Genomic DNA, 18773 nt, shown 5'->3' with positions numbered 1-18773 from the left:
CAGAAAATTTTAAAAAACCAGTACAGACGTGACATTTCAATATCAACGCTTGGCGGAACAGCTGTCACAAAAGATTTACCAACATGAACTGCAACCGCAACAGAAGTTAAGTTCATTAAGAGAATTTGCACGCCAACAAAAAATCAGTTTAAGCACAGCGCAGCAATGTTATGAATTGTTAGAAGCCAAAGGCTTGATCTATGTCAAACCCAAATCAGGTTACTTTGTTAGCTCAAGACAATACCAAAGTCCGGTACCTGAAAGCCCAAAATTTGAATCGATGCCAAGACGAGTTTCAAATTTAGAGTTACAAAATCAAATCCAAACGGCATCCATACAAAGTCATTTAACGCCCTTAGGTGCGATTCAGTTATCTCCTCATTTAATACCTGTGGATGGATTACGCCGTTCTTTGCAGCGAGCTTTGAAGCATTGCCAACCTGAAGATTTTTTGTACTGTAATAAACAAGGACATCTACAGCTCCGACAAGCACTTTCTGATCATTGGCGTGAGGATGGTATCTACATCGCCCCAGACGATATTTTTATTAGTAATGGATGTATGCCTGCACTGTCACTGTTGATTCAGCAAATGAGTCGAGAGGGCGACAGTATTATCGTTCCAACACCAACCTTTAACGGTCAGCTTCAGCTTCTTGCAGGATTGAAACGTAAAATTATTGAAATACCTGCAGATCATCAAGGCATAGACCTTGAGCGTTTAGAATATTTTATGCAGCAGGGTAGTGCGAAGTTATGCTTACTGACTGCTAATTTTCAAAATCCTTTGGGCTATTGTCTAAGCAATCAGCAAAAGCAAAAAATTGCGGAGTTGGCACAAAAGTATCAATGCTTTGTTTTGGAAGATGATATTTATGCTGAATGTAGTTTTCAAAAAGAACGCCCTTTACCGATTCGTTATTGGGATCAACAGGGCTATGTAATTTGGTGTGGTTCTGTTTCTAAATCTTTATCGAGTGCTTATCGTGTGGGGTGGTTTTGTTTAGGTCAACAATTACAGCACTTAAGACCAGCTCTGTTAGCAAATAATGTTGGGGTTAATACCCCCTTACAGCTTGGTTTAGCCGACTTTATCTATAGTCGTGCCTATCGAGAACATTTGGAACGTTTAAGACCTGCTCTCATGCAGCAAGTCGAACAATATCGTGCATGTATTTTGGAGCAGTTTCAGGGGATTCCGATCGCACTTAGCCAATCGAGTGGTGGATATGCGCTGTGGATGCAACTACCAAACACCATTACAGGTTTAGAGTTGTATTATCGCGCGCAGCAATATGGAATCAATATCGTTCCAGGTGAGGTATTTGGTGAAGATCAGCGTTATCAGCATTTTCTACGATTAAACGCTGGCCATGCTTTGACTGATGAAATCCGCCAAGCTATTCAGCAGTTGGCGGATTGGGTCAGAGAAAGTCTCAAGTCGAAATTGAGTTAGTCGAAGTCTGCTTTCAAGACGATGCGATAACGTGCTTGACCTGAATGAAGTCGCTCAATGGCATCGTTGAGCTGTGACATAGGATAGAGTTCAATTTGCGGGGCGATATTTTTACGTGCTGCAAATTGAAGAAGTTGACGAAGTGCTAAAGGAGAACCCGTCGGTGAACCTGTTACTGATTTGGCACCATCAATCAAAGCACCGACTGAAACTGGAATAGGTTCTAAAGTCAGACCTAGAAAATGCAATGAGCCATTAGGTGCTAAAGTACTGAGAAAGGCTTGCCAGTTTAGCGTCACATTGACTGTACTCAACAATAAATCAAATTTTCCTCGTTGAGCTTTGATGGCCTGCGCATCGCGGCTATTCACCACGTGATCTGCACCCATGGCTTTCAGCTCATCAGTTTTCTCAGGATTTGAGCTAAATGCCGTAATTTCACAACCCCATGCTTTGAGCAGTTTAATCGCCATGTGACCTAAGCCACCGATACCAATTACACCGACATGATGCGTGGCTTGAATTTTATGTTTAAGTAGAGGATCGAAAACTGTAATCCCGCCACATAACAAAGGACCTGCACTTTCTGGGTCTAAATCATCGGGTAGCGGAATCACCCATTGCCAGCCAGCTCGAACTTTATCTGCAAATCCACCAGCATGTCCTACGATCGTTGCAACACTGCCGCCAGTACATAACACTTGATTACCACCGATGCAGGGATCACAAGCTTGACAACTTTCTGCTGTCCATCCGATACCTACACGTTGACCTACTTTGAGTCCTTTCGCTTCAGAACCAAGAGCAGTGATGGTTCCAATAATTTCATGACCAGCAACCACAGGATAAGTAGATGATCGCCAATCGTTATTAATCACTGAAATATCTGAATGACATAAACCACAATATTCAACTTTGACTTCGACTTGATGGGCTTGTAAATCGCCTGCGTCAAATTGATAAGGAACCAGTTGTTCACCTGCTTGCATCGCAGCATAAGCACGTATTTGATTGTTGCTCATGGAAGGACTCCTTTGGAGAGGATTGTATTTTATTTAAAGGGACAATGATTTTCGTGATCGTTGACCATGCCCACAGCTTGCATGAATGCATAACAAGTCGTTGGACCCACAAACTTAAATCCACGCTTTTTTAAGGTTTTAGACAGGGTTTGGCTGATCTCTGTTTGTGCAGGGGCTTCTCGATAATTGATCACATCATTGTTCAATACATCGTGACTGACAAAAGCCCACAGCCATGCAGAGACATCGTCAACATCCTGCTTTAATTGTTGCCAAGCAATCGCATTGTCTCGAATGGCTTTTATTTTACCTAAATGGCGAATCAGACCTGTATCAGTCAGTTTATGTTCCAGTTGATCATCTGTAAGCTCGGCAATTTTTGCTACAGGATGTTGAAAGAAATGAGCATGGTAGTGTTCTCTTTTCTTGAGTACCGTAATCCAAGAGAGACCAGCTTGTTGACCCTCTAGGCAAAGCATTTCAAATAAACGCGCTTCATCGTATACAGGCTTACCCCATTCTTCATCATGGTAAGCGATATACAGGGGATCATCAGAGCACCAACCACAGCGTTGAATTGTCATTTTGATGCTCCTTATCGTTATAAATATCGAGAAAATTAAAGTTTGAATGCAACCCATTCATTTGGGCGAGTATCCCAATAATACAACTCAGCAGAACTCAAATCAGTGAATTTCAACCAAAAGTCTTTACCAGATTTATCTGCGAAACCTGTGCTGATCAGCAAAGCATCTTCTGTGATTTCCATAATCCAACCTTGATAGCTGGTGCCATTCAGAATAATTTTTTGCTGATTTCCTGATTCTGCAAATGTAACCAGACGTTCTATCAATGCTTCTGACATTGTGTGTTCCTAACGTAAATATGGGTATGGATTGACTACTCCACGCCCTTTGCCATTTAAATAAATACCGTAATGTAAATGCGGAGCAGTATGACGTGCATTACCTGTATTGCCGACATAGCCAATCACATCACCCTTGCGAATATAATCCCCAACTTTAAGTCCGCGTTTGTGGTCATCCAGATGTGCATAGTAGTGCCAAGAACCTGATGGTCCTAAGATCCAAATGACCTTGCCACCCAAATTATTATTGCGTAAATCTGCGATGAGTCCTTCGGTTGCACTATACACTTTCGTGCCACGCTCTGCCATGATATCAATCCCTTCATGGCTTCGCCCTTGGCTACGTGCAGCTCCCCAAGTATCGCGCAACTCGTTTTTGCGAACACCTTTTACAGGTATGGGGAGACGAGTGTCTAAGCGCATATTTTTTAATTTGCTAACCTGTGCGCTGGGTAAAGGAGATGGTTTTTGGGGTGTAGTGGTACACGCAGATAGAAAAATAATGAGCAGTCCAATCACCGTATACGAAATTGAATGTCGCACATAAACTCCTATGTTTTGATCCATCGCATTTTAAAGTGTTTAAGTTTTTTGTTTTGCAGTGATCAGTTTCTTCATCGCGGTTGGAATACCTTTAGCAATCGCAGATTCTGGTGTGAGCCATATCCCATTTAATTCTATGCTCAGTTGTTCTTTCTGATTATGTTCCACGTGGAACATTTTTTCATCGAGCAACCATGTGAAGTGTGTAAAACTATGACTGATCTGTAAGGATGATACTTGAGCTTGTAACTTAAAGTGCTGTTCGATCTGTTGTAATTCAGTTGCACTTTCAATGATAGGAAGACAATACAATCCACCCCAAAGACCATGAGCTTCACGCTGTTGCCAAAACCATTCTTTACCTGACTGAATCACAACGACACTTGCTGCTTTAACAGGAACAGGTTTCTTGGCCTTTTTAAATGGCAATTCTTGTTCTAGGCCTTGTTGATATGCCTGACAGTGTTGTTGCATAGGGCAATATAAACAGAGAGGTTTTTTCGGAGTACAGACTGTTGCACCCAAATCCATAATGGCTTGGGTATAGTCATGATTTCGCTGTTCTGGACATAAATCTTCAGCAATTTTCCATAAAGCACGTTCATGTTGTGGCTTGGACAAATCATCTTCAATCGCAAAGAAACGAGCCAAAACACGTTTCACATTGCCATCCATGATCACACCGTATTGACGCAAACCGAGTGACATGAGCGCCCCTGCGGTTGAGCGTCCGATCCCAGGAAGTTCAATCCATTGTTCTAAGGTTACAGGGAATTTACCTTGCTGATGAACAATCGCTGCGGCTTTGTGTAAATTTCTTGCTCTTGCATAATATCCAAGACCCGCCCAAAAAGGAGCAACATCATCCCAGCTTGCCTGACCTAGATCATTTACGGTAGGAAAGCGTTGAATAAAACGATCGAAATATTGCAACACTGTTTTGACTTGAGTCTGTTGCAACATAATTTCTGACACCCAAACTTTATACGGGTCATCGGCGACTTGCCAAGGTAGGTCATGGCGACCATGTTGATCAAACCATGTAAGTAAAGCATCAGAAAATGAGAAATCAGACATGAATCAGAACATTGAAAAGTAGAATTATAGTATAGCGGAAATATGCACTAGAGGGTTTGTGTGAAGAGCTTATGAGCTTTACGATTTCTATCTAGGAGGATGAGAGGATCATCTGAAATTTCTAAAAACTCTCGAAAAAAATTGCAGTCTGTTGGCGACATCCATGTCGCCGTTTCATAAGTCAATCCTGGCGAGTATTGGTATAAATACGAATTTTAAAATTACTTTAAATGCTTATCTAACAACTCATACATCGCTTCAAGACCTTGACGCTCTGCTTCTGCGTTATAGCCTAAATCGACATTATTTGCTTTAGCACGCTCATCAGCCTGAGGGTTACTAAAACCATGTTTAGCATCTTCGAAAATAATTACTTCATGGTTCACTTCAGCAGCGTGCATTTCTTCTCGGAAACTTGCAACATCGTCCAAAGTCACCATGCTATCCAGTTCACCATGTAACACTAAGATTTCTGCTTTTAGCTTACCTTTTTCAGCAGGAGCTTTGGGACTGAGATTCGCATGGAACGTTGTTACCGCTTTTAAGTTAGCACCTGAGCGAGCTAGATCCAATACCACTTTGCCGCCATAGCAGAAGCCAATCGCTGCAAGTTTTTCGGCATTTACCTCAGGCTGATTTGCCAAAGTATTTAGACCTGCTTGTGCACGATCAACTACAGTATCCACATGCTCAAACGTTTGCATCATCCATTCGTATGCTTGTGCTGAAGCTGTTGTTACTTTCTTATCACCATACATATCAATTGCGAGAGCAGCAAAGCCGTGTTCAGCCAGTTCACGTGCACGTTGTTCTGTATATTCATTACGTCCCCACCATTCAGGTGCAACGATTACGCCTGCTGTCGGCATATCGATTGCAGGTGCAGCAAAATAACCTACCAAACGTTGACCATCTGGTGCTGTATATTCAATTTCACGAGTTGTAATCGGGAAGCTCATTTTCAAATCCTAATCTGTATTTTTAGAATGCATTGATTAAAACATAAAAAGCAAAAGTTGATACGCTGAGAAAACTAATAAACTGTTGCTTTTGTTAAATAATGGCAATAAAAAAGAAGAATACAAAGATTCTTCTTTTTATAAATTGAGATGTTAATTTTCTATACTTTGCCACGTGACAAGAAGCCAACGACAGCGAGAATAACAGCGACAACCAGTAAAATAACGGCAAAATCTTTGGATAAACCTGCTACACCACCAAAGCCAAGTAAACTAGCAATTAATGCGATGATTGCAAATATAATAGCCCAACGGAACATATGAGTTACCCTCCTAATTTTATTATGTTTTGACTATAGCGTGTATTTTTTGAGCAAAATGTGGTGTTTCTGTGGTTGAAATGTTCACTATAGAAAGAAGTGTTAAAAAGCGAATGATTTCAGTAACTCAGTTTTTTGAATTGGAATGCTATACTATGCGCATTCTCCTCTTTAACTTAAAACCATGTCTTTAGAACTGCGACCGAACTTTTGGAAAAACTACTCACTTGATCAGCTAAACCCTGCTGAGTGGGAAGCCTTATGTGATGGCTGTGGTTTGTGCTGTTTGGTCAAGCTTGAAGATGAAGACACCGCAGAAGTCGTATATACCAAAGTGGCATGTAAGCTTCTAGACTGTAAAACGGCACGCTGTTCAGACTATGCACACCGCCAAGAGCATGTTGCAGATTGTCTACAATTAACCCCTGAACGTTTGCAAACGATTACATGGTTGCCCCCAAGCTGTGCTTACAGACGTTTGAATGAGGGGAAAAATCTTCCGTCATGGCATTATTTGAATACTGGCTCTCGTCAGAGTGTTCTAAAAGCAAAAAAATCTGCGGCAGGGCGTTGTATTTCAGAAACTGAAATTAATGAAGATGACATTGAAGATTATGTCGTACGGTGGGTGCGTTGATCTTTTAATCATATCGTTTGGTTAAATGGATCTTGATCAAAAACAACAATTTTACAGTATTTCTATATGCTGATCCCCGTAATATGAATGAATGCGAAGGGAGATCAGTCATGTCAAAATTATTTGTAGCACCTTTAATTTGTAGCAGTGCACTTTTGCTACTCGCTTGTGGTCCCAATAACACCAACTCTAAGGCACCAGAAAACTCTGTTCAACATACTCAAAATACGCTCAACCAAACTTTTCAAATTGATACTTTTGCCCAGTTTGATGAACCTTGGGCTGTTGTTGTATTACCTGATCAGCGTTTACTGATCACTGAGCGTAAAGGACAGTTAAAATTATTTGATCCTAAAACTAAGAAAAGTCTTAATGTTCAGGGCATCCCAACTGTAAGTTATGGGGGGCAAGGTGGCTTAGGTGATGTAGTCTTGCATCCTGATTTTAAAAATAATCATTGGATTTATCTCAGCTATGCTGTGCAAGGCAGTGGTGGTTATGGTGCTGAAATTTCTCGTGCCAAACTTGATTTATCTAATCCTGAACAACCGAAATTAACCGATTTAACACGAATTTGGCAGCAAGTACCTAAAGTGTCAGGGCAAGGACATTATGCTCATCGTATGTTATTTGGTGCTGATGGAAAACTTTGGGTAAGTTCAGGTGAGCGACAAAAATTCGATCCTGCCCAAGATATGAAAAGCAATCTAGGTAAGGTTTTACGTTTAAATGAAGACGGAACTCCTGTATCAGATAACCCTTTTAGTCAACAAGGTGGCGTGACTGCTGAAATTTGGTCATTGGGTCATCGTAATCCACTAGGTATGGCGTTTGATGACCAAAAACAATTGTGGGTAGTGGAAATGGGGCCGAAAGGAGGTGATGAACTTAATCAGATTCTTAAAGGCGCGAACTATGGTTATCCAATCGTATCGAATGGCGATCATTACTCAGGATTACCAATTCCAAATCACAAAACACGCCCAGAATTTAAAGCACCAGCAATCGATTGGACACCAGTGATTTCACCTTCAAGCATGATTATTTACACGGGCGATAAATTCCCATTATGGCAGCAGAAAGCTTTGATTGGTGGTTTGTCTTCCAAGTCGATTATTGTGGTTGATTTAAAATCGCAACCCGTTAAAGAAGTGCAACGTTTGGATATGAAGCAACGAATTCGTGGCTTACAACAAGCACAAGACGGTTCGATTTGGGTGAATGAGGATGGTCCACAAGCGAAATTGCTAAAGCTCAATGCAAACTAAATATGAACTCAAATTGAAAAGATTAATGATGCAGTCGAAATACCAAAATTTATTTTCAAATAAAACATTGATGTTGATTGGGCTGTTGTCCTGTAGCTCGAGTTTGTGGGCACAGCCTTTAACTGAGCTACAAATAAAAAAGATTGTCGATCAGCAATTTAAACCACTTTTAGAGGAATATAAAATTCCTGGTTTAGCCGTTGCCGTGACTTTAGATGGTCAACATTACTTTGTAAATTATGGTGTTGCTTCGCTACAAAGCAAACAAGCTATGACTAATAGTACCTTGTTTGAACTTGGTTCAGTCAGTAAAACGTTCAATGCGACTTTAGCGGGGTATGCGCAAGCACAAGGGCGGTTGTCTTTATCGGATCATCCTGCCAAATACTTCCCTGAACTTAAAAATACAGCCGTGAATCAGGCTACATTGCTGAATTTGGGAACCTATAGTGCAGGTGGTTTTCCACTGCAATTTCCAGATGAAGTTGTTACTCAGCAGGATATGATTCAATATTTTCACAACTGGAAAACAAAAACCAAAATCGGGGAGGCTCGTCAATACTCAAATCCGAGTATTGGTTTAATGGGTTATGTCACAGCTTTGGCGATGAAAAAGCCATATGCGGAATTGATAGAGAAAACCTTACTTCCTCAATTAGGAATGACGCGGAGTTATATTCATGTCCCTGAACAAAAGATGTCACAATATGCTTGGGGCTATAAGAATAACCAAGCAATCCGTGTATCAGCGGGGATGTTTGATGCTGAAGCCTATGGTGTCAAAAGCAGTAGTTCGGATATGCTGAAATTTTTAGATGCACAGATCAATTCAGCTCAATTAAATCAGCCAATTCGTCAAGCCGTTGAAAATACCCATATCGGTTATTATAAAGTCGGTGCAATGACGCAGGGTTTGGGTTGGGAACAATATGCTTATCCCGTTAAGCTTGAAACACTTTTACAAGGCAACTCAAGTAAAATGGCTTTAGAAAGCCATGCAGTAACGCTGATCAAACACCCCAAAGTTGCCTCACAATCCACTTATTTTAATAAAACAGGATCTACCAATGGCTTTGGAGCTTATGCCGCATTTGTCCCTCAGCATAAAATCGGTATGGTGATGCTCGCCAATACCAATTTCCCAAATGAAGCGCGTATTAAAGCAACCTATCAAGCGATGCAGCAGATTCTTAAAGAGAAAGCGACCCGTTAACTTATTCAGTTGTTGGTAGATTCAAATTGTAGATTTGATTCAGACACAATAGACTAGGATAAAACAGCATAAAGCCAGTGATGATGTCAGATACGCATATTCCTTTACCTGAACGTTTACGTCCTCGTGACTTATCCGAAATTATCGGACAAGATCATTTGTTAGGTGAAAATGCACCTTTGCGCCAAATGATTGATCAAGGGCATTTACCTTCGATTATCTTTTGGGGTCCGCCAGGGGTAGGTAAAACTACGATCGCATTATTGCTGGCGCAAGCAGTTGATCGCCCATTTATTAGCTTATCTGCGCTGAATACTGGTGTAAAAGAGCTGCGAGAAGTGATTGCGGAAAGTGGTGATCTGCTGACCCCAGTAGTGTTTATTGATGAGATTCATCGCTTTAATAAATCGCAGCAAGATGCGTTACTAAATGCGGTCGAAAAAGGCAAAATTACGCTGATCGGCGCAACCACAGAGAACCCATCTTTTGAAGTTAATAGCGCTTTATTGTCGCGTTGTCAGGTCTACACGCTGAATAGTTTGGATGCTGATGCCATTCAAACACTCATCAATAAAGCGATTCAAAGTGATAAGTTTCTCAAAGAGCGTTTTATTCAAGTTGAAGAATATGATGCACTGATTCAATTTGCTGCAGGTGATGCGCGTAAGGCGCTTAATCTGATCGATTTAATCGCCAGTACCTTTGAAGCTGATGTTGAAAATGTCGTGACCAACGCGATTGTCGTCAAAGTTGCACAGCAGAACATTGCGCGTTATGACAAGTCAGGTGAGCAGCACTACGATCTGGTTTCAGCATTTATTAAATCGATTCGGGGAAGTGATCCAGATGCTACCTTGTATTGGATGGCAAGAATGCTGAAAGGTGGAGAAGACCCAGTATTTATTGCTCGTCGCATGTTGATTGCGGCATCAGAAGATATTGGAAATTCTAATCCAAATGCCTTGTTACTTGCAGGGGAGTGCTTCCGTTCAGTTCAAGCGGTGGGTATGCCTGAGGCACGTATTATTTTAGGACAATGCGCAGTTTATTTGGCAACCAGCCCGAAAAGTAATAGTACCTATTTAGCCATCAATCGTGCCTTAGAGTTGGCAGAGAAAACGGCGAATCTGCCTGTACCATTGCACTTGCGCAATGCGCCAACCAAACTGATGAAGCAACAAGGATATGGGGTGGATTATTTGTATCCACATAATTATCCTGAACATTTTGTATTACAAGACTATTTACCACCTGAATTGCGTGGTACGAAGCTGTATGAACGAGCCTTAAATAAACGTGAAGTTGAAGCTGAACGTTTGCAACAGCGCCGCTGGCAGCAAGAACAGCAACAGCAATAATTCTTTCTGGGCGCATGCCTCATTTTAAATTTACCAAAGCAGCATTTTAGTCCCGATTGATGGCATGTTGCTTTGGTTCCAAGATTCAATTGATATCAATATGAACTCAAAAACAGCAACACTGATTGGACTGCTTGCCATTTTGCTTTGGAGTTTAATTGTTGCGCTCATTAAAGAAGTAAGTACTCAGTTTGGTGCAGTTGGTGGTGCGGCATTAATCTATACACTTGCTTCAATATTCTTATTACTTTCTGTTGGTTGGACGCCTCTCAAAAGTTTTCCAAAAACTTATTTGATTTGGGGTGCTTTTTTATTTGTTGCCTATGAACTTTGTCTTTCACTTTCAATTGGATATAGCCAAACAAATAGACAAGCAATTGAAGTTGGAATGGTCAATTATTTATGGCCAACTTTCACGATGGTTGCGGCGATTTTATTTAATCAACAAAAAGCAAATTTTCTGATTATTCCTGGCTTCGTTGTTTCTCTACTCGGTATTTGTTGGGTTTTGGGAGGAGAGCAAGGATTTGATTTGATTGGCATGGCTAACAATATTCAGCAGAACCCACTGAGTTATGGATTGGCATTTCTTGGGACATTGTTGTGGGCGGCTTATTGTACCCTTACCGCACGAATCGCTCAGGGAGCAAATGGAATTACTTTATTCTTTATTTTGGTTTCGATCGTGCTTTGGATTAAATATCTTGTGATGGGGGGGAATGGCTTTATTTTTGATTGGTCATCCTCTATTTCCTTGGTTTTTGCTGCTGCTGCGATGGGCTTCGGCTATGCAGCTTGGAATGTTGGAATTTTGCATGGTAATGTGACATTACTGGCAGGAGCATCTTATTTTATTCCTGTGCTTTCCGCTTTTTTTGCTGCATTGTTACTGAGTACGCCATTAGGTCTTTCTTTTTGGTATGGTGCGCTGATGGTGTGTGTCGGTTCTATACTGTGTTGGTTGGCGACACAGGCGAAGTCATAAACAAACAGTGATTTTTATTCAAATCAGTTTGGTGAAATAGCTATTGATCAATGGTTTAAACTATTTATTGATTCAAAAATTTATCAAGCATTACAAAAATAACAAGTTATGCCTTTTTATATCAGAAAGAATGAGCTTTAATCTAAAAAGGCATAATTAAAATATGGTTTTAATCTATGACTTTTAAATATTTGAATAAACTGACGACAGCAACAATCAGCGCCTTTACCTTATCAGGCTGTGCAAGTACTCCACTTGATCAAGATCGGTCAGAACAATTGTTCTTTGGTGGTCCGATCTTAACGATGGAAGGTATGACGCCAACATATGCAGAAGCCTTGCTGGTTAAAGATGGAAAGATCATTTTTGTTGGTTCAAAAAAGCAAGCAGAGCATTTAGCAAATTCGAATGTTCAATCCATTGATTTAAAAAATAAAACACTTTTGCCAAGTTTTATTGATGCACACAGCCATGTAAATATGGTTGGATTCCATCAGATGGTTGCAAATCTTTATCCTGCGCCAGACGGTCAAGTTTCTGATATTGATTCTTTGGTTCAAGTATTAACACAATGGAAAAAGCAAAATCCTCAAGTCATTCAAACAATGGGGGGATGGATTTTAGGAAATGGCTATGATGATGCGCAATTAAGTGAACAGCGTCATCCGACAGCAACCGATTTAGATCGAGTCTCCAAAGATCAGCCCGTGATGATTTTACATCAATCAGGGCATCTCGCTTCAGTGAATCACAAAGCACTAGCCTTGTTAAATATCAATCAAAATACTGAAAATCCAGCAGGGGGAATTATTCGTCGAGAAGCAAATTCGAATGTTCCTAATGGGGTGCTGGAAGAGTCCGCATTATTTACTGCGATTGGTTCAATATTCAAAGATGTGCCACCGCAAGTGATGTTTGAAATTGCTCGTAAAGGTCTTGATGCTTATGTTAAAAATGGTTTCACTACAGTACAAGAGGGACGAGCAGATCAAGGTACGACGGAGATGTGGCAGGCTCTTGCCAAGCAAAATCAACTTCCGATAGATGTCGTATCTTATCCTGATATCACCACTAGCCAAGAATATATGCTTAAGCAAGGAAGTAGCCGACAATACGATCGATCATCACTTCCGTATAGGTGGCGTTAAAATCAGTTTAGATGGTTCACCTCAAGGTAAGACGGCATGGTTAACTCAAGCCTATAAGATTCCACCTGAAGGTAAAGATAAAAATTATAAAGGCTATCCAGCGATCAAAGACGATCAACAGGTCGATCAATATATTAATGTAGCCTTCAAACATGGCTGGCAAGTGCTCGCTCATGCCAATGGAGATGCGGCAATAGATCAGTTTATAGGTGCTGTCAAAGATGCTACGGCAAAACAAGGTAAAGCAGACCGCAGAAGTGTATTGATTCACTCGCAAACGATTCGAGATGATCAACTAGACCAATTGAAGGCTTTAGATATTATTCCTTCGTTCTTCTCATTACATACCTATTATTGGGGGGATTGGCATCGCCAACAAACACTAGGCGAGACGCGAGCAGCACATATTTCCCCGACAGCAACTGCACTAAAGAAAAATTTAATCTTTACCGAACACCATGATGCTCCCGTTGTTCCACCACATAGCATGATGATGCTCGATGCTACAGTCAATCGCGTGACGCGTAGTGATTATGTTCTAGGTGCCGATGAACGTATAAGTCCTTATCTTGCCTTAAAATCCATGACAGATTGGGCTGCTTATCAATATTTTGAAGATCAAGATAAGGGTACCTTAAAGCAAGGAAAGCTCGCCGATTTAGTGATTTTAGATAATAACCCACTGACTGTACCAAGCCGAGAAATCAAAAAAATTAAAGTTTTGGCGACCTATAAAGAAGGTAAACTTATTTATCAGCAGTAGTCAAAATGAAGACATAAAAAAACCAGCTCAAAGGAGCTGGTTTTCTATAAATCATGAATGCTTAAAATGATTAGATATCATCTAAGTTAATGCCTAAACGTGCAGCAACTTCTTCATAAGCTTCAACCACACCGCCTAAACCTTGACGGAAGCGGTCTTTATCTAATTTTTTCTTGGTATCTTTATCCCATAAACGGCAACCGTCTGGAGAGAATTCATCACCCAATACGATGCGGTCATGGAACACACCAAATTCAAGTTTGAAATCAACAAGAATCATATTACCTGCATCGAATAATCCTTTAAGTACATCATTCACTTGGTAAGTAAGTTCTTTCATTTTTTCAAGTTGATCAGCAGTTGCCCAACCTAAAGCGATTGCTTGAGACTCATTGACCATTGGATCGCCAAGAGCATCATCTTTGAAGAATAATTCAAATGTAGGAGGCGTTAACTCTTTGCCTTCTTCAACACCTAAACGACGGCAAAGTGAGCCAGCAGCATAGTTGCGGATGACACACTCTACAGGAATCATTTGAAGCTTTTTAACAAGTACTTCAGTTGGAGAAAGTAACTTTTCAAAATGAGTTTCGATACCTGCTTCAGCCAACTTCTCCATGATGAAGGCGTTAAAACGGTTGTTGACCTTGCCTTTACGATCTAGTTGTTCGATTTTTTCGCCATTGAACGCAGAGGCATCATCACGAAAGACTAAAATCAGGTGGTCAGCATTATCTGTTTCATACACAGATTTTGCTTTACCAGTATAGAGCAAGGTTTGTTTTAACATGGGGGAACCTTTTGAAAAATATGCCTAGTAAACGACTAGGCTGGCCAATTTTGATAAATCTGGGCTAATACTTCAGTTGCGACAGTAGGGTCAGCAAAAGTTGTATCAAGCTTAAACAGAGCAACAGTATTACTTGAGCCCACAGCAGAGAGTTTGAGTAGGTAATTTTGATCACCTACAGTAATCGTCGCCTCATAACCATTATCTGCTTGAGAGACTATCTTATAGTTGAGACTACTCAATGTTGCGAAAGTGTATTGCCAAGCTGCAGCAGTTGGACCTTCAACTTTAAGTAATGGGTTTTTATTGCCATCCATTACAAGTTGAGGACGACCTAAAGTTGCTGTAGTCGCATCACTGGTATTCGCTGTTGCCTGCATCGGATCAGGGCGAGGTAAAGCGTAACGGTTGCCACTTTTATTTTCGAATGTAGGTGCATGTTGAATCGCAAGTGGATCAACCGTTGGAGCTGGATACAATGGTGTAAATGGTCTTACCGTTGCATTCTCAGGGAATTTGAGAGGTTCCAGTGTTTTCGCATTTTTATAATCTAATGAGTGATTATTGAGGGCAAAGCGACCACAACCAGCCAAACTTAAAGCTGAAATAACAAGGACAACACCAAGACGTAATTGCATCATAAATTGCTCGTATTAAATTATTCCCGCAGCTTTTAGACTGTTACGGATAGGTTCACGATATTGTTCAGCGAGAGGGGTTAGCGGTAAACGAAGACCAGTGCTAATATAACCCATCTCATGCAAAGCCCATTTCACAGGAATTGGGTTTGATTCGCAAAACAAAATATTGTGTAGATTTGCAATTTGTTGATTTAAACGTTGAGCTTTTTCTTTGTCGCCAGCTAAAGCAGCTTCACAGACGTCACTCATTTGCTTTGGTGCAACATTCGCAGTTACAGAGATGTTGCCTTTAGCACCTAGTAGCATCAGTTCCCAAGCAGTTTCATCATCGCCTGAGTAAACAGCCATTTTACCAGCTAAACCTTCGATGAGAGCTTGTCCACGTGGAACATCGCCTGTCGCATCTTTGATACCAATAATGTTTTTCACATCTGCAAGACGAATAACAGTTTCATTTTGCATATCCACGCCTGTACGACCTGGAACATTATAAAGAATTTGTGGAATATCAACGGCCTCAGCGATAGCTTTATAGTGTTGGTATAAGCCTTCCTGAGTTGGTTTATTATAATATGGCGTTACAAGTAATGCTGCATCTGCGCCTAATTCTTTCGCAGCTTTGGTCAGCTCAATCGCTTCGCGTGTTGAGTTTGCACCTGTACCCGCAATAATCGGAATGCGTTTGTTTGCAACACGAATCACCTCTTTTATGACCTGAGTATGTTCTTCCATACTAAGGGTCGATGCTTCGCCTGTTGTGCCGACCGCAACGATACTGTGAGTACCTTGTTGGATGTGCCACTCAACAAGCTTCTCAAGACTCTTCCAATCTACGCTGCCATCTTCATACATAGGGGTGACGATTGCGACAATTGAGCCTTGAATATTCTGTGCTAGCTGAGTCATTTTGAAAAAATATCCTATTTTCCCATCCGAGATTGAAGTATTTGAAACGAAATATTGGATGGTTGCAGTATTTTGATTCGTCACTCAATCAATATGGTGAGTTGAATGACAATTATGCAAATTATGACTGATCAGCGACATAAGAACAATATGCTTTAGTTAAACTGTGGAAAACTTTAATTGATCTTTGTATTGAATTCTTTTCATTTGCTGAAAAAGTTAAACATGACTAGTCATAGAACAAGCAGCAGCGTATTTTAAAATGATGGAATTTAAATAGGGTGATCAGATGCTTAAGCAAGTAAAACAAAGTGTTTTAATTGTAGTGGATGTGCAAAATGGTTTCACGCCAGGAGGAAATTTAGCGGTGGCAAACGCCGATGAAATTATTCCGAAGATTAATCAACTTGCACAAAAGTTTGAGCATATTGTGCTAACGCAAGACTGGCACCCTGTCCAACATATTTCTTTTGCAGATAATCATCCCAATAAAAAGCCCTTTGAGACCATCGAATTGGATTATGGTCGCCAAGTATTATGGCCTAAACATTGTGTTCAAGGGACGCATGATGCTGAATTTCATCCCCATTTAAATATCCCGACAGCCCAACTGATTATTCGAAAAGGTTGCCATCAAAATATTGATAGTTATTCAGCTTTTATGGAAGCAGATCGTAAGACACCAACTGGATTGAATGGATATTTGAGAGAACATCAGATAAATACTGTGTTTATCGTTGGGATTGCTACAGATTTTTGTGTCGCTTGGACTGCGATTGATGCTGCTGAACTGGGTTTTGATACTTATGTGATAGAAGATGCTTGCAAAGCAATTGATTTAAACGGCTCTTTGCAACAAGCATGGCAAGATATGTCGCAAAAGAGCGTGCATCGCATCGAAGCCTCCAGTATTTTGCTTTAAACTTGTGGTTTATATCCCAAAAAAGCTACACTTTATTGAGTGATGCTTTGTATTTACCCAGATTTATTTGAGAGTTGTATGATTGACGAATTAGATGATTTTGATAAAAAAATTATTCATCATTTACAACTCAATGGTCGTTTAGCTAATCAAGAATTGGCTGAGTTGGTGGGGCTTTCAACCTCGCAATGTTCTCGTCGACGAATCCATTTAGAACAGACCAAAGTGATTACAGGATATTATGCTCAGGTGGCTCTAAGCGCAGATCCCACGCCAATTATGGGAATTATTGAAGTTAAATTGCAGAATTATAATGATGCGACGCATGATCGCTTTGTCGACTTTCTCTTAAGAGAACCTGCGGTTAAAGATATTCATAAACTTACAGGCAGTTATGACTTCGCCCTTAAAGTCGCTGTTAAAAGCTTAGATGAAATGGTAAAACTGATTGGGATCTTGTCCTCAAGTGATTTTGGTGTAAGTAACTTAAATACCTCAATTGTTTTAGAAAAATTAAAAGAAAATGGCATCGCGATGAAATAAAAAAATTTGATCTATGACGCTAAAAGCTGATTAGTCAAATTGCTGGATATTCATATCTGATTGATCATTCGAAATCCGTTATTGTGAATATAAATTGCATTTATGATAAAAATATAAGAAAAAATTGCGAAAATTAAATAAAAATGATCAAATATGTCATATCTTTTTTAAAGATCTCTCCCTTCTGTTGTTCTCCTATTGAGTTATACCATTATGAATACCGATCAAAATGTATCTTTGGTAAGTCCAGTCATGTCTGCAATAGATCAGCATTCTAAGATTGAGGATGCCTTGGCCATGTTAATCGGTACTTTCATCTTATCTTTTGCGATGACGCTATTGCAGCAAGCGGGCATTATGACAGGTGGTACAGCAGGTCTATCCTTACTCATCCACTATGTGACCGATATTAAATTCGGGGTACTCTTTTTCCTGATTAATATTCCATTTTATTATTTTGCTTATAAAAAGATGGGTATGGGATTGGTGGTCAAAACCTTCATTGCTGTTGCTTTGCTGGCTAGCTTTACAGAGACCATTCCACATTTTTTTCAGTTGTCTGATGTCAATCCGATTTATGCAACCATCTTTGCAAATGTGTTGATGGGAGTCAGTTTTTTGATCTTATTTCGACATCGTTCGAGTTTAGGTGGAATTAACTTGTTGGTTTTATATCTGCAAGAGCGATTTAAAATTCCTGCTGGAAAAGTACAGATGGGCATCGATGTTGTAATTTTACTGGCATCGTTATTTTATGTGGATTGGAAGTTAGTTCTATTTTCAATTTTGGGTGCGGTAATTCTAAATTTAATTATTTTATTGAACCATAAAACCAGTCGTTATATTGCTTAATACGATCAAAAGTTTCTAAAAAGGAAATGGAAGAAAGACGTGTATGAAAGTAATAAAGTTTCATACTGATTCAGCCTTAACTTCTTGATATTTATAAACTGTAAATAATTGAAGAAAAAATAAAGTTTCATACTAAAATTATTTTTTCTTCAATTTCTACTACCAGTTGAGTAATAAAGTTTCATACTGAAATGAAACTTTAGGCTCGTTTAATTTATTTTCATATTATATCAATGATGCTAGAAAGTCAGTGTAAGCTTTCATTTTTTCAATATCTTGAAGTAATTGGTTTTTTCTTCTTAATATTTCACTTTTTAATTCTGGAAAGTCTATAAGTGCTAGTTCAGAAGCATTAATTTGGCTTTCGCAAATCTTTTGTTTTTCTTTTAACTCTTTAGTTTTTAATTCAAGTTTTTCTAAATCATGGGCAGAGTAAAACTTGAAGTGCGACATAAACCACCTAATTAATTTAAAGGGTTTATGGAGTATATAAAATTGTCAT

General features: G+C 39.8%; 19 protein-coding genes and 2 pseudogenes. 10 read left to right on the top strand and 11 right to left on the bottom strand.

The window, feature by feature from the left end:
* Nucleotides 1–28: 28 nt before the first annotated feature.
* Nucleotides 29–1456 (top strand): PLP-dependent aminotransferase family protein, encoded by a 1428-nt coding sequence (locus R2H34_RS16415; protein WP_004910287.1) that lies wholly within the window; start codon nt 29–31, stop codon nt 1454–1456.
* Here the strand turns inward: R2H34_RS16415 and ahr are convergent.
* From ahr to R2H34_RS16380, 7 genes are all read right to left on the bottom strand, one after another.
* Nucleotides 1453–2478 (bottom strand): NADPH-dependent aldehyde reductase Ahr, encoded by a 1026-nt coding sequence (gene ahr / locus R2H34_RS16410; RefSeq protein ID WP_005403475.1) that lies wholly within the window; start codon nt 2476–2478, stop codon nt 1453–1455. The two genes, R2H34_RS16415 and ahr, sit on opposite strands and share 4 nt — an antisense overlap.
* Before the next feature lie 29 nt (nt 2479–2507).
* Nucleotides 2508–3062, bottom strand: a complete 555-nt coding sequence (locus tag R2H34_RS16405) for a DNA-3-methyladenine glycosylase I (protein WP_087540666.1) — start codon at nt 3060–3062, stop codon at nt 2508–2510.
* 35 nt (nt 3063–3097) lie between these two features.
* Nucleotides 3098–3343 (bottom strand): hypothetical protein, encoded by a 246-nt coding sequence (locus R2H34_RS16400; RefSeq protein WP_004910282.1) that lies wholly within the window; start codon nt 3341–3343, stop codon nt 3098–3100.
* Nucleotides 3344–3352: 9 nt separating this feature from the next.
* On the bottom strand, nt 3353–3913 hold the full coding sequence (locus R2H34_RS16395) for a M23 family metallopeptidase (RefSeq protein WP_410487166.1): 561 nt from the start codon (nt 3911–3913) through the stop codon (nt 3353–3355).
* Nucleotides 3914–3928: 15 nt separating this feature from the next.
* Nucleotides 3929–4966, bottom strand: coding sequence for an A/G-specific adenine glycosylase (gene mutY / locus R2H34_RS16390; RefSeq protein ID WP_087540662.1), 1038 nt, complete (start codon nt 4964–4966; stop codon nt 3929–3931).
* A 221-nt stretch (nt 4967–5187) separates the two neighbouring features.
* Nucleotides 5188–5925, bottom strand: coding sequence for a dienelactone hydrolase family protein (locus R2H34_RS16385; RefSeq protein WP_075695988.1), 738 nt, complete (start codon nt 5923–5925; stop codon nt 5188–5190).
* A gap of 161 nt (nt 5926–6086) precedes the next feature.
* The gene (locus R2H34_RS16380; protein WP_004910276.1) at nt 6087–6245 is read right to left on the bottom strand and encodes a DUF1328 family protein; all 159 of its coding nucleotides are present in this window, start codon (nt 6243–6245) and stop codon (nt 6087–6089) included.
* Nucleotides 6246–6429: 184 nt separating this feature from the next.
* On the opposite strand from R2H34_RS16380, the gene R2H34_RS16375 reads away from it, so the two are divergent.
* The 6 genes and pseudogenes from R2H34_RS16375 (at nt 6430) to R2H34_RS16350 (ending at nt 13617) form a co-directional block, all read left to right on the top strand.
* Nucleotides 6430–6882, top strand: coding sequence for a YcgN family cysteine cluster protein (locus R2H34_RS16375; protein ID WP_099947846.1), 453 nt, complete (start codon nt 6430–6432; stop codon nt 6880–6882).
* 110 nt (nt 6883–6992) lie between these two features.
* Nucleotides 6993–8150 (top strand): PQQ-dependent sugar dehydrogenase, encoded by a 1158-nt coding sequence (locus R2H34_RS16370; RefSeq protein WP_318342358.1) that lies wholly within the window; start codon nt 6993–6995, stop codon nt 8148–8150.
* 25 nt (nt 8151–8175) lie between these two features.
* A complete protein-coding gene (gene ampC / locus R2H34_RS16365) occupies nt 8176–9363 on the top strand; it encodes a class C beta-lactamase (protein ID WP_052242922.1) in 1188 nt (395 codons plus the stop codon).
* Between the two features lie 83 nt (nt 9364–9446).
* Nucleotides 9447–10721 carry a replication-associated recombination protein A gene (locus R2H34_RS16360; RefSeq protein WP_017397391.1) on the top strand — a complete coding sequence of 425 codons (1275 nt, stop codon included), beginning with the start codon at nt 9447–9449 and terminating at the stop codon, nt 10719–10721.
* Nucleotides 10722–10821: 100 nt separating this feature from the next.
* Nucleotides 10822–11706, top strand: a complete 885-nt coding sequence (yddG, locus tag R2H34_RS16355) for an aromatic amino acid DMT transporter YddG (protein ID WP_151958674.1) — start codon at nt 10822–10824, stop codon at nt 11704–11706.
* Nucleotides 11707–11882: 176 nt separating this feature from the next.
* Nucleotides 11883–13617 (top strand): annotated as a pseudogene (locus R2H34_RS16350) (amidohydrolase).
* Between the two features lie 70 nt (nt 13618–13687).
* Here R2H34_RS16350 and purC read toward each other — a convergent pair.
* From purC to dapA, 3 genes are read right to left on the bottom strand one after another with little or no spacing between them, the layout of a single operon-like run.
* Nucleotides 13688–14407 carry a phosphoribosylaminoimidazolesuccinocarboxamide synthase gene (gene purC / locus R2H34_RS16345; RefSeq protein WP_004910259.1) on the bottom strand — a complete coding sequence of 240 codons (720 nt, stop codon included), beginning with the start codon at nt 14405–14407 and terminating at the stop codon, nt 13688–13690.
* Nucleotides 14408–14442: 35 nt separating this feature from the next.
* Nucleotides 14443–15045, bottom strand: coding sequence for a hypothetical protein (locus R2H34_RS16340; protein ID WP_020899820.1), 603 nt, complete (start codon nt 15043–15045; stop codon nt 14443–14445).
* A 15-nt stretch (nt 15046–15060) separates the two neighbouring features.
* Nucleotides 15061–15954: a 4-hydroxy-tetrahydrodipicolinate synthase gene (dapA, locus tag R2H34_RS16335; protein WP_004951127.1), complete on the bottom strand. Its 894-nt coding sequence runs from the start codon at nt 15952–15954 to the stop codon at nt 15061–15063.
* 289 nt (nt 15955–16243) lie between these two features.
* On the opposite strand from dapA, the gene pncA reads away from it, so the two are divergent.
* The 3 genes from pncA to R2H34_RS16320 all read left to right on the top strand — a co-directional run bounded on the left by pncA (nt 16244) and on the right by R2H34_RS16320 (nt 18271).
* Complete coding sequence (gene pncA / locus R2H34_RS16330) at nt 16244–16876, top strand: bifunctional nicotinamidase/pyrazinamidase (RefSeq protein WP_318342357.1); 633 nt, start codon at nt 16244–16246, stop codon at nt 16874–16876.
* A 78-nt stretch (nt 16877–16954) separates the two neighbouring features.
* Nucleotides 16955–17419, top strand: a complete 465-nt coding sequence (locus R2H34_RS16325; RefSeq protein ID WP_004910252.1) for an Lrp/AsnC family transcriptional regulator — start codon at nt 16955–16957, stop codon at nt 17417–17419.
* A gap of 213 nt (nt 17420–17632) precedes the next feature.
* The gene (locus tag R2H34_RS16320; RefSeq protein ID WP_005403466.1) at nt 17633–18271 is read left to right on the top strand and encodes a YitT family protein; all 639 of its coding nucleotides are present in this window, start codon (nt 17633–17635) and stop codon (nt 18269–18271) included.
* 225 nt (nt 18272–18496) lie between these two features.
* Here R2H34_RS16320 and R2H34_RS16315 read toward each other — a convergent pair.
* A pseudogene (locus tag R2H34_RS16315) lies at nt 18497–18694 on the bottom strand (hypothetical protein); the annotation flags it as partial.
* Nucleotides 18695–18773: the final 79 nt, after the last annotated feature.

This window comes from Acinetobacter sp. 16, from assembly GCF_033439925.1.
GTDB classification, from domain to species: domain Bacteria; phylum Pseudomonadota; class Gammaproteobacteria; order Pseudomonadales; family Moraxellaceae; genus Acinetobacter; species Acinetobacter junii.
Note: the sequence above shows the minus strand (reverse complement) of the source record. Positions and strands in the feature narration are given on the sequence as shown.